An 11,214-nucleotide genomic window follows, 5' to 3' on the forward strand; every position below is an offset into this window, starting at 1 on the left:
TTTGGCCAAACTTTTGTCCGCTATCTCTTAACCATGTTTGATAAAAAATCTAGCCCAAGCCCGCATACCACACCCACGAAAGCTGCGAGTACGTAAGTTTTTATAAAATTCTTTCGTATCCGCTGAATGATCCGTTTTGTAACATTTTTCTCATTTTTATAACGACCATTTTTCTCATGAATGTCTACGATTTTTTTAAGTAATGGATAGAGCTGGCGATTGGTTGGATGCGTTGCGCAATATGCTGGTTTTATAATTCGATCAAGCCTTATTTTTTAGAGAACCTTTCAAGCCACGTCCATAAAGCAACTTTTTGAAATGCAGCTTTTGCAAGATCAGGATACCGAATACAGGGTGCAATATCAGCATAATATTCCAATATTTTGCAGTAGTTCAAATAAGCTGCGGTATTTTCAATTGCAGTCATGGCGTAATATTTGCGAATTCCTCTGTAGATTTCTGCTTTTGCACTATGATGCATAAAAGCGATATGAGTAATTTCACGCTGGATGATCCATTCAATGAAATGAAAGTTTTTGCAATTCGTTAAAGCATCAGATCGCGATTTAAAGAGTGAAAGAAGCCTGAAATTGATCAACCAATCCACTGCATCTACGTGATTCCTCACCGTCTTATCAAACGACAGTTTCGATGGAAACGCCATAAATTCTTGGTGAGATTCTAACGTATCATTTTCAAAAGTATATCTACTGTGCGTCGCCACAGTAGAACCAGCACAACCTGCACCAAATTCTAACAAAACCTTTTCTGGATTAATTTTACGATCTTTAAGACATTTTAGGACGTATGCAGGCAGGTTCTCATACAAATACGGAGTATCATTTGGAAATACAGAGCCGCAACAAAGACCTTCTGATTCATTTGGAATTGCAAGGTCTGCAGCAATCAACTTTTGTAACCTATTGATACGCTCAAATATACACTCCCATTCATCCGCAGGCACATTTGGGAATGTGGCCCTCAACTGTTCAAGCGCAGCCCAGTGTTTTTCATTAAGAAATGTATAAATAGGTTCAAATGTCTCCGGCTCTGCCCAATTGAGCAGTGGAAAAGCAAGCAATACTAACAAAACAGTTTTTCTTTTATAATTCATCAAACTCATTATTATTTTTTAAGACATATTATGACGAGCATTTACTGTTATGTAACAGGTATTTCAGAGTAAAATAATATCCGAACCCGAATGCTAAACTAATACCAGAGAAGAGTGTATTAATCATGACCCATTTGTTTCCAGTTCGCTTCATAATCTTTTCGGCAACGTTTTTTTCCTTTTTATAACGACCATTTTTCTCGTGAATAGCCACAATCTTTTTAAGAAAGGGATATAACTGACTATCAGTTGGGTGTGTTACAGAGTATGCCGGTTTTATAGCCCAATCAAGCCTCATTTTTTTAAACAGATTCTCAGCAAATTTTACAATCGAAACATACTGCAGCGCTGCTTTTGCTAGATTCGGATACAAAATACAAGGCACCAGGTATGCCACATATTCATCTGTTTTTGTATAGTCAAGATACACTTGCGTAATTTCGATTGCAGTCATAGCGTAATATTTTCGAATCGTGTTAAGAACCTCTGTCTCGATAATACTATGCATCTGGTTGATATGAGTAATTTCATGTTGAATGATCCATTCGATAAGGTGGAATCGTTTGGCATTGGTTAAAAGATCAAATTTAAACTGTAAAAGTCTGAAGCTCAGAATGTGCCACCACAGCCCATGATATATACGATGACCAAACTCATCGTCAAAAAGTTCCTTTTGGGGAACCCATATAAATGCTTGATGCGATTTCAATGTATCATTTTCATAAACATAATTGCTTTTCGTTGCAGCAGCAGCAGCAAAATAGCTTGGTCCAAATTCCAACAAAACCTTTTCTGGATTTATGCCCCGATCTGCAAGGCACTTTTTAATCTGTGCAGGTAGGTTTTCATACACATACGGAGTATCATTTGGAAATACTGAACCATCAGAAACACCTTCTGATTTATTTGGAATTGCAAGGTCTGCAGTAACCAGCTCTTTTATCTTTTTGATGCGTTCAAAGGTTTTGTCCCATTCCTGCCTAGGCACATTTGGAAAGGCGGCCATTAGCTTTTCAAGAGCTATCTGTGTTTTCTGGTGCAAATAGTGCTCAATGGCTTCAAGGGTTTCTAGCTTGGTGTAAGTGAGCAATGGAAGATAAAGGGATACAAAAAAAAGTAAACGGGTTACAGTGATCATGATTCTTTCTTCAGTCTTTTTGAAGGTACCACAAATGAGTTAACTAGATTTTTAAGTCTACATTTTTGCTAAAATTTGTCAATTTTGCATTTGGCTGCGCTGCTTTTTTATCAAGCTTTAGTTTACGCAAATTGCATTTTTTACAAAATAGTACAAGGCTGGTTGTTGTTTTGTCTCTGTTGCTGTATTGCTACTAATCCTGCAACGCCAACTGTTCCAGCAGCCAAGATGGCTATGTGTTGTATGGGACGGATGGTTAGTGCTTCTCTCTGCATTCGTTGAAGTCTCTGGTCAATTTGCTCGAGTCTCTGATCCATTTGTTGCAGATCATTACGTAAGCTTTGTGTTTCAGCCCGCACTAAACCTCGTGCTATTCTCTCGCTGGTATACTCGCCACCTGTTCTGCCAGCCAAAACTATATTTGAGATACCTAGCAAACATACTAAAATTAACCTTTGATACAACATAGAAGTCCTTTAAAAAAAATTAAATTGAAATATTTAACAAATAACGTCGATAGACAAGTTAGAAAAAAATATATCTGTTTTTATTTATTTGTCTATTATTTTTTCAGGAGTCACATACGAAAAACCTAGTATTCATCAAACAACATGGTAAAAGCGCCGCCCTTATTTACAGTTCTTGTTTACCAAGCAATCCATTCGATTCAACTGGCAACTGACTCCCTCTTAGAAAAAATGAAGTAGTGCGAGCATTCTTTTGCTGCTGTATCTCATCTTTCAATAGAGCCTCAGCATGGTCAAGATATGCAAACCGTTTTAATGGATGTGGATGTGCTTTATCACGGTCATTTTGTAACTCGTCCCAATCAATCTGCCCCGGTTCACTTGTACCAGCCAGCTGAAAAAGGTGAATAAGTGTTCGCTTGGCCTGCTTTAATAGCTTTAATTTTTCTGTTTGGCTAAACCGTTCAAATCGCTTATCAAGAAAAAATATATCCGCTTTATGTTCATTCCAGCTCTGCCATTCAACTAAACTTTTTTCAATTGTTGGATTACTTCTTTTTATTTTTTTACACATCGACTTAATAACTTGAAGCTTCAAACTGTCCCTGTTATAAAAATGTGATAGTTCATGCACCGCAACCCATGCCAGTTCAGGCCATTGCTCATTGGGAAATGATTGAACTGAAGAAAGGTCAAACCTGATATATTTGAATAGATCGCACATTGCCGCTACAGAGCCGTAATGATTATTCGAATAAAAGAGTGTAATTTCATATTGATCTAAGCCCATTTTTGCAATAAGAGTTCTAATGTACGCAGTCATAGCGTGATATTGGCTATTGCAATCGATACCGTTAACGTTCAAAAACAGCTGATATAAACCTGTTTCATCTGCTGTATCAGTACCATTTTTGATTGCATTGCACAGTACGTTACAATCGACATCAGTTGCAAATTGCTGTGCAAAATCTTTTTGTGCTTGTGTATACAAAAGGCCTGATCGCTTTTCAATTTCATTGATTAATGTTTCAAACGCCGCTTTTTCTTGATCAGATACATAATCTACTAATGCTTGCATGTTTTTGAATGTTTTGAGCTTTTTGTAAAGTCGTGAGTCAGACGTTTTTAAGTCGTCAGAAAACTGTTTGGCACTTTGTTCAGTTGTAATAATTTTTTTTTACATTGCATATCAACATGCCCAGAAAAGGGTTTATAAACTCTTTGTTTCTGCATAGCAGTTGTTAGTTTTTGCGAATTTGATGTGTGAAAGCTATGCATTTTTGACGGCACCGTTACCTTTGTATTGAAAGGGCAAGACACAGGCAAAGCTTTTTTAGAAAATGCTATTTTAAACTGCTTTGACAGTGCTGAAAACATCGCTGGCATGTCACAAGAGGATAAAAATAAGCATAAAACGATTATCTGCCTTAAAAACATGTTACAACCCCCCTTTTTACCATTTAATAAAAAGCATATCAGAATATTTATATTTGTCAATAATTGATTAAGTGTGCCTTCAAACCGAGGCTTTTCAATGAACGTCATTATAAACTCACTCGTTTTCATAGAAAGTCCCATTACTATCCCTGTATTGCAAAAACTAGTTTTTATATTTGGCAAAATTGCTTTATTTTTAAAGTTTATTAAGCTTGTTTTAAAATACATTTTTCAAGCTAAACACATTAAAAAAACCGGTAGGAACAGTTACATGCATACAAAAGTACTTTCTGCAACCACCATAGGCACGCAAGCACATCTGGTAGAAGTTGAAGTCGATGTCGCATTTGGACTCGTACAGTTTTATATTGTTGGACTGCCCGACACGGCAATTAAGGAGAGTAGCAAACGGATTTTGGCCGCATTGAAAAATAGCGGCTGCCGCCTGCCTGCAAAAAAGATTACCGTCAACCTGGCACCAGCCGATTTAAAAAAAGAGGGAACACTTTTTGACCTGCCGATCGCACTGGGAATTTTAATCGCAACCGAACAGCTTGAGGTGGACAAACAGTTTTTGCAAGAAACAGTGTTTCTGGGCGAACTGTCTTTAGATGGGAGCCTCCGTTTTATTAAAGGTGCTTTGGCAATTGCGTATGACATGGCAAAAATGGGCAAAAGGCGAATTATAGTCCCTGAAAAAAATGCACAGGAAGCCGCACTCATCAAAGGCATTGAGGTATTAGCTGTGAAACATATCACCGAACTTGTGGCGATCTTGCGCGGTGAACAGACACCACAACCCGTAAAAACAAGCGAAACCTATGTGCCAACGAAAACAGACCACATACTTGATTTTTCGCAGGTAAAAGGACAAGCAGTTGCAAAGCGGGCATTGCAGATTGCTGCTGCCGGAAGACATAACATCCTTTTTATCGGCTCACCTGGCGCTGGAAAAACGATGCTTGCAAAACGGTTAGCATCGATCATGCCACCAATGAGTTTTGATGAGATGCTTGAAACGAGTAAGATCTATTCGATCTGTGGCAAACTGTTAGAACAACCTTTGATTACCCACAGACCCTTTCGCTGTCCACATCACACCACTTCGCAAGCGGGACTGATCGGTGGAGGATCGTTTCCTCAACCTGGCGAAATAAGTCTTGCTCACCATGGCATACTCTTTTTGGACGAGTTAACTGAGTTTAAACGTGAAACATTGGAAGCATTACGCCAACCACTTGAAAGCAAAGAGGTCAATATTGCACGGGCACAACAATCGATACAGTTTCCTGCCGGATTTCTTCTGGTTGCTGCATTAAACCCCTGTCCCTGTGGTTTTTTTGGAGACAAGACAAAAGAATGTGTCTGCTCAAAAAATCAGATTGCACGGTATTTACAAAAACTTTCTGGACCACTGCTTGATCGAATTGATTTGCAGATCTATGTTGAAAATGTAAGTTATGATACAATTCAGGACAGCTCTGTTTTGCATACAAGTTCTGAACAGTTATTTCAAAAAGTAGCAGTTGCAACTGAAAATCAGAAAAAACGGTTTGACAACAAGATGTGTTTTAACAGCCAGATGACTTCATCGCACGTTGATGAGTTCTGTACTGTGACCGAACAAGGCCGGCAACTTTTGAAAAATGCGTTTGAACGGTTAAACTTAAGTATGCGAGGTTATCACAAGCTCTTAAAAGTCGCCCGAACCATTGCAGACCTTGAAAGCTCACCGCAAATTGACGTTGCACATATTCAGGAAGCGATCATGTATCGATCATTAGACAAATTTATGGAAAAGCTTTGAATGAAGTAACGGTCACAGGGGTTGACATTTTACAGTTTGAAAAACAAAAACCTCCCTTTAAGTCTATTTGATACAGAGAACTGAGCTTCTGGCTTGATATTATCAATTTTTGACTTTTATTTGAAATATGTTACAATGATAAAATAAAATTATTTGGTCTACTATCTATATGAAAGGTATAATCAATGAATAAAACTAAAATAAAATATATTTTACCACTTTTAGCCTTCATGATTCGTGAATCATCGGCGATGAACTTTTTGAAGTTAGTTTTTAATCGCAAAAGTCCTGCTAGCATCATTTCTTGTCAGGATCCATTTGAAATGTGGCTAAAAAAAGCTACTCAAGTTAAAAATGATACCGATGCGATTAAAGGCTATATTGCAAATAAGCATCGTGTACTTGATGACCAAGTAGAAGAGTTGAGAAAACATGTAAATGTGGCTGATAAGGCGTTCAAAGCTGAAGGATTTGAGCTAAACATTTCGGAAAATGGTCATTTTAATATTCGTTCTTCTGATCGTAAAGAATATCAAGTCTCATCTTTTGATAAAGATTTAGCTAAATTACCTGGCTTTAATGTTCCACAAGAACAGTCAGCAACCTATTTACAGTTTTTAAAACTAAAAGCAAACTATACTGCTGAGAAACGCAAAGGGCACAAATTTAATCTTTCTGAGGCGCTCTTTGCAACAAAAAAATTAGAAGAAGATACAACAAAGGATATTAAGAAATTCAAAGACGAACTGTAAAATCATTAAAAATACAAACAAAAGAGTGAGTCATGGTTTCAATATGACTCACTCTTTTGTTTATTGACTCACCTTGTACTGGAAAAACGATGTTTGCAAATGGAAAAGCTTTGAACAAAGCAACGGTCACAGGGGTTGATATTGTACAGGTTGAGAGGTTTGAAAAATGGAGAACTTTTTCCAAAAAATCAATATTGCGCATTTTTTCAGCTGAAGAGTTTGCATACGCTGCGGCAAATGATCATTTTTTTGCACAGCGACTTGCAGTCCGATTTGCGGCAAAAGAGGCATTTTTAAAAGCTGTACAGCAAATATTGCCAAACTATCGTTTTTCTTTGCTACAGATTGCGAACGCTATTTCAGTTTCAAAGCATCCAAACGGCACACCTTTTTTGAATATTTCTTACAAACAGCTACCAATTCCACTCACAACACAACAGTTTACAACCACTGTATCTTTAAGCCACTCTCAATGTTGTGCAATCGCCACCGTAACAGTCACATTCGAACATACACTGTTATAAAAACTACCTGTTTTGTTAAGGGCTTGGCCTCTGACCAGCTTTAATTATGTATTAATGATAAAGTAACACATTGATATTTCATTTTGAATTGTCAGTTGTTCTCAATCTATACATAAAATTTCATATTGATATTGATCTTTCCATTTAAAATCTGCTTCACTAAAGCTAAATTGTTTAAAAAGGACAACTATGAAAATAAAGAAAATTTTTGCACGTGAGATTTTTGATTCATTCGGGTTGCCAACTATTGAATGTGAAATAATGCTTAGCTCGGGGGAAACTGCAACTACAGCAATCTCTCATCATGGTGCACACAACAGTAAAAATCAAACCGGACTCTATGATTTAGAAAGATTTGATGGAGCGGGAGTACAGAATGCAGTTAACCTTATTAATAAAACGTTTGCACCGTTACTATGCGACCGTGAACCACATCTTTTGGACCTTGATCAACTTTTACAAGATACTACTCAAACCAGAATAAAAGAAAACCTCGGTTCAAACACCATGCGTGCATTAAGCACAGCTATTTGTAAAGCACAAGCACTTTCAGAAGGTATTTCAGTATATGAAACCATCGGTCACATGTATGATATACAATCAGTTTCAATCCCCTTGTGTATGCTTACCATCTTTGAAGGACACAACAGTCACAGTTCATTTCCTTTTAAAAGTATTTCCATCATACCCCATGGAACAGTTACCTTTAAAGATGCATTTGAAATAGGTGCAAAGATTTTTCAAGCTATTGGCAAACGTTTAACAAACAAATCTTCTGCAAAATGTATTGGAATCAATGGCGGGTATGCTCCCCATAACACTGATATTGCAGAACTTTTTAAGCTACTTTTAGAAGAAATCGAACTACTTGAACTTACAACACAAGTAGTCATAGGACTTGAAATTGGTGATGCCCTACTCTACAACAATGAAAAACGGATATATCAGATCAATGATACTATTTTTACATCAGAAGACATTATTGGTAATTATGCATCAATGATTGAAGAGTTTGGACTGTATACCCTTGAAGATGGCCTTGGCAACCAAGACTGGGAAGGATGGAATACCATGATGGAAACCCTGGGTGATTCTGTTCAGGTAATAGGCAATGAACTATTTTTATCAAAATATAATCGCATTATTGAAGGCATTGAAAACGCACTCATGCATGGTATTGCAGTTGTACCAGCCGACACAGCAACCGTAACTGAGATCCTACAAGCATCAAAATTAGCTGATATGTACGAGACAGAAACAATGGTCACTCATGCAGCCCAAGAAACAGTTGATGACTTTATTGCAGATTTTGCAGTTGGTACCAATGCAACGTATTTAAAAGCCGGCGGCCTTTTAAGATCAGAATTCCTTGCTAAATACCATCGTCTTATTAAAATAGAAGAAGAGCTTATAGCTTTGGCTGACCCTGAACAAGAAATGGATTTTCAAGATTTTTAAGCAACTCTTGCAAAGAAAGTTCATCGGTTAAGACTTGTTTGCTTTCTGTCTTACCAGAAGGTGTCTGATTTTGCTTTGACTGTGGTACAAATGATACATTATTAAGTTTGCTTACCGTTTTTTCATCCACCAACGCATCAACGGCTTTAGCAATCGATTCTGATGTGTCTTCAATTTTTTGTTGTTCAGGTGACTCTTGTACAAATAATGCTTTCTCTCTCACTTCGGTATTTTTTTTAATCGGAGTTGCGACAGAATGCTCCAATCTAAACTGTTTAACTGTCCCCTTAGCTGGATCAACCTGCCTGTTAATGAATTCTGAAAAAACAGTATTTCCAGATCCCTGATTAATATCATTTTTGAAGAACCATCGCGTTATCGGATCTTTTGTTTTATCAAAAAGCCCTGCCTGTTCAACAAACCTCTGATTCAGCTCTATACAGTTTTTGGTATAATCACCCAAGCCTTTTCTGAATTGTGGTTGAATAATGGTAGGACATATAAAGACTGTAAGATTATTTTTTGTTACTTGCTGATTTTTACCTTTAAAAAATAGTGAACCGATAATAGGTATCTTTTCAAAAAAGGGAGTCTTATTGTCATTTGCATTTTGCGTAAGATTAGTGAGTCCGCCCAAAGAAAAAATATTTCCAGAAAGAATGTTTGCGCTTGTATTAATTTCACGAGTCGTACGTGTTGCCGTTGTTGGTGACAAAAAATCATTAATCTGAATCTTGATTTGTAAAGTCACAGTATCATCTGGTGATATACGTGGAGTAATGTCAATTTGCAACACAGCTTCCACTTTTTTCTTTTTTATAATAGCTGCACCACCAGCACTTTCTGAGGTGTCATCGTCAAGTAACTTTTCAGTACCTATACGGACCGTTGCCTGCTGATTATTGATAGTGGTGATATGAGGCTGTGAAACAATTTTCGAATGTGAAAATAACTTTAAAACCTGCAACATACCCCACGTTCTACCATCACTATCATTAAAACTAACCAAGGTTGCTCCCTTTGGAGCAGACGACGCAATGCTCGTCGAAGACGTTACCTGCTGTAAAAGATCTGGCGCTATGGTTGTTGGTGTGGTGATAGCAGAAGCGTCTGTCTGATCAGTTAAAATACCAGAATCAAGTTGTGCAGATTGAAACTCCATATTGCCTGGCAATGGTAAAAATGCTGGATTTCTAATCATTGAACCAAGCTTCCTTGAATCTTCAATTGTAAGATCGACAATCAAAATCTCCAAAAGAACCGTTGGTTGTGGTGTGTCAATTTGAGCTATTAGTTTTTTTATCTGCTCATAATCATCATTTCTACACGCTATAATCAGATTGTTACCTCCATAATATCGATTTTCTTCACCACCTCCTGCAGGTTTATCTGCACGAATGATAATCTCATCAAAAACTCGTTCATTACCTTTCACTTGACTATTAGCCTGACCTGCTGACGACTGACCAGTACCGCCCGCTTTTGCTGAGTCCACAATCTTTTGTAAAACTGGCGCAAACGTTTCAGCGTTAATATATTGCAATGAATACACATGTAACGTCGACCTTCCGTTCCGCTTGTGTTCCTGATCTAATGTATTCTGAATGAACTCTTTTAATTTATCCACGGCCTGTGCTCTGCCTATCAACATAATACTATTGTTGTGAACAATAGGAATTACCTTTGTACCCTTTGCAAAAAGCATATTCTCAGATGGTTTACGTGCATCAAGATTTGCAGGAAGACCAAGCCTATTTGCCGGTTCCTGATTACCAATTTTTAAAATATATTCATTTAAAAGGTCTGCAGTCATTTTGGCTTCAGTATTTCTCAATTTTACAAACTTTATTTTTTCTTGATACACTTGATGGTCAAACTGTTGAACAAACAGTATTGTTGACCGCAATACAGAAGCTTTATCTTGCATAAGCAATGAGTTTGAAAGCGTATCAGCTTTAAATGTCCCTGTTGTTGATAGCAGCTCTTTTAATGCAACATTCAGTTCAGCTTCAGTCTCAGTGGGTACTTTGATATTGGAAAAATAGTACAAATAACGAACTACATTATCAGTATCAGGAATCAGTTCTAATGGACTGCCCAAGAAAAGCGGTACCGGTTCACGCAATGAATCTTGGTTTTTTTTAGTTATAAACAGGCCCATTGTTTTTGGCAACACCGTATAATCACACAGATCAAGTAAGGTAAGAACTAGTTTCCACGCATGATCAACTGATATCTGATCCTTATAACTAAACGTTACTTTTTCTTTCATTTCAATACCAGCATGCGGCACAATAATATTTATTTTTTTAAGATCAGCAATAGCTTGAACAATATTCAGTAAAGGTTCGTTAACAAAATTCACTGTAATAAGCTCGTCTGTACTGTCTTGCCCATTCACGAATACATCAAGATTATTATCACTCAATAACGTACTGCATGAAAATACTAACAACAAAACTACTGTTTTCGAAACTATTTTTTTCATCATAATACAAGATCTACTTCGATTGTTAT

The 11,214-nt window shown here is 37.1% G+C and carries 10 protein-coding genes; 4 read left to right on the forward strand and 6 right to left on the reverse strand.

Features of this window, described 5'->3' with window-relative positions; all coding sequences use genetic code 11:
- Nucleotides 1-268 precede the first annotated feature (268 nt).
- From IPG37_03605 to IPG37_03625, 5 genes are all read right to left on the reverse strand, one after another.
- A complete protein-coding gene (locus IPG37_03605) occupies nucleotides 269-1,114 on the reverse strand; it encodes a hypothetical protein (GenBank protein QQR53518.1) in 846 nt (281 codons plus the stop codon).
- A gap of 28 nt (nucleotides 1,115-1,142) precedes the next feature.
- Nucleotides 1,143-2,252, reverse strand: coding sequence for a hypothetical protein (locus IPG37_03610; protein QQR53519.1), 1,110 nt, complete (start codon nucleotides 2,250-2,252; stop codon nucleotides 1,143-1,145).
- A gap of 140 nt (nucleotides 2,253-2,392) precedes the next feature.
- Nucleotides 2,393-2,569, reverse strand: coding sequence for a hypothetical protein (locus IPG37_03615; GenBank protein ID QQR53520.1), 177 nt, complete (start codon nucleotides 2,567-2,569; stop codon nucleotides 2,393-2,395).
- A 316-nt stretch (nucleotides 2,570-2,885) separates the two neighbouring features.
- Nucleotides 2,886-3,797 carry a hypothetical protein gene (locus IPG37_03620; protein ID QQR53521.1) on the reverse strand — a complete coding sequence of 304 codons (912 nt, stop codon included), beginning with the start codon at nucleotides 3,795-3,797 and terminating at the stop codon, nucleotides 2,886-2,888.
- Nucleotides 3,798-3,844: 47 nt separating this feature from the next.
- Nucleotides 3,845-4,297, reverse strand: a complete 453-nt coding sequence (locus IPG37_03625) for a hypothetical protein (GenBank protein ID QQR53522.1) — start codon at nucleotides 4,295-4,297, stop codon at nucleotides 3,845-3,847.
- 130 nt (nucleotides 4,298-4,427) lie between these two features.
- Between IPG37_03625 and IPG37_03630 the strand changes: the two genes are divergently transcribed.
- The 4 genes from IPG37_03630 to IPG37_03645 all read left to right on the forward strand — a co-directional run bounded on the left by IPG37_03630 (nucleotide 4,428) and on the right by IPG37_03645 (nucleotide 8,697).
- On the forward strand, nucleotides 4,428-5,963 hold the full coding sequence (locus IPG37_03630) for a YifB family Mg chelatase-like AAA ATPase (protein QQR53523.1): 1,536 nt from the start codon (nucleotides 4,428-4,430) through the stop codon (nucleotides 5,961-5,963).
- 185 nt (nucleotides 5,964-6,148) lie between these two features.
- Complete coding sequence (locus IPG37_03635; protein QQR53524.1) at nucleotides 6,149-6,715, forward strand: hypothetical protein; 567 nt, start codon at nucleotides 6,149-6,151, stop codon at nucleotides 6,713-6,715.
- A gap of 89 nt (nucleotides 6,716-6,804) precedes the next feature.
- Nucleotides 6,805-7,239: a 4'-phosphopantetheinyl transferase superfamily protein gene (locus IPG37_03640; GenBank protein QQR53525.1), complete on the forward strand. Its 435-nt coding sequence runs from the start codon at nucleotides 6,805-6,807 to the stop codon at nucleotides 7,237-7,239.
- A gap of 189 nt (nucleotides 7,240-7,428) precedes the next feature.
- Entirely contained in the window at nucleotides 7,429-8,697 is a 1,269-nt protein-coding gene (locus IPG37_03645) for a hypothetical protein (GenBank protein ID QQR53526.1), read from the forward strand.
- Here the strand turns inward: IPG37_03645 and IPG37_03650 are convergent.
- Nucleotides 8,648-11,188: a hypothetical protein gene (locus tag IPG37_03650; protein ID QQR53527.1), complete on the reverse strand. Its 2,541-nt coding sequence runs from the start codon at nucleotides 11,186-11,188 to the stop codon at nucleotides 8,648-8,650. The genes IPG37_03645 and IPG37_03650 overlap by 50 nt on opposite strands.
- Nucleotides 11,189-11,214 lie beyond the last annotated feature (26 nt).

The organism is bacterium (assembly GCA_016699125.1).
GTDB lineage: Bacteria > Babelota > Babeliae > Babelales > Vermiphilaceae > AWTP1-30.